We start from the raw sequence: 686 nt of genomic DNA, 5'->3' as shown, positions 1-686 counted from the left end.
TTAAGTTTTAACCTTTAAGCTGTAAACGGGAGTTTTACCTAGATACAGGAATGGCAAGCCCAGTTCTTTCGATAATTGGGACATACAGGATTGTTTCTGCGAACACCCACTTGGAGAAGTGGTGGTTTAAAACTTTCTAAGACCATACGGCAAAGGCGGCTGACTTTTTTTAAGCTAAAAAAACAGGATTCCAAATTTTTCATTTGATAATATACTTTGATTGTTATACACTATATATAGAAGCTGCGTTGTGCGTATACCCATTAAGTTTTAACCTTTAAGCTGTAAACGGGAGTTTTACCTAGAAACAGAAATGGCACGCCCAGTTCTTTCGACAACTGGGACATACAGGAATGTTTCTGCGAACACCCACTTTGAGGAGTGGTGGTTTAAAACTTTCTAAGACCATACGGCAAAGGCGGCTGACTTTTTTTAAGCTAAAAAAACAGGATTCCAAATTTTTCATTTGATAATATACTTTGATTGTTATACACTATATATAGAAGCTGCGTTGTGCGTATACCCATTAAGTTTTAACCTTTAAGCTGTAAACGGGAGTTTTACCTAGAAACAGAAATGGCACGCCCAGTTCTTTCGACAACTGGGACATACAGGAATGTTTCTGCGAACACCCACTTTGAGGAGTGGTGGTTTAAAACTTTCTAAGACCATACGGCAAAATGTTT

The 686-nt window shown here is 38.0% G+C and carries 3 other RNA genes; all 3 read left to right on the top strand.

The features are described from left to right. Positions 1 to 166, top strand: a non-coding RNA gene (gene ssrS / locus AC25Y5_RS18925) — 6S RNA; the annotation flags it as partial. Between the two features lie 71 nt (positions 167 to 237). Next, a non-coding RNA gene (gene ssrS, locus AC25Y5_RS18920) (6S RNA) lies at positions 238 to 429 on the top strand. A gap of 79 nt (positions 430 to 508) precedes the next feature. Beyond that, positions 509 to 684: non-coding RNA, 6S RNA (gene ssrS / locus AC25Y5_RS18915), on the top strand. Positions 685 to 686: the final 2 nt, after the last annotated feature.

It is taken from the genome of Sporosarcina sp. Y1011 (genome assembly GCF_057669885.1).
The sequence above is the reverse complement of the archived record's forward strand: the minus strand, read 5'-3'. Positions and strand labels throughout refer to the sequence as shown.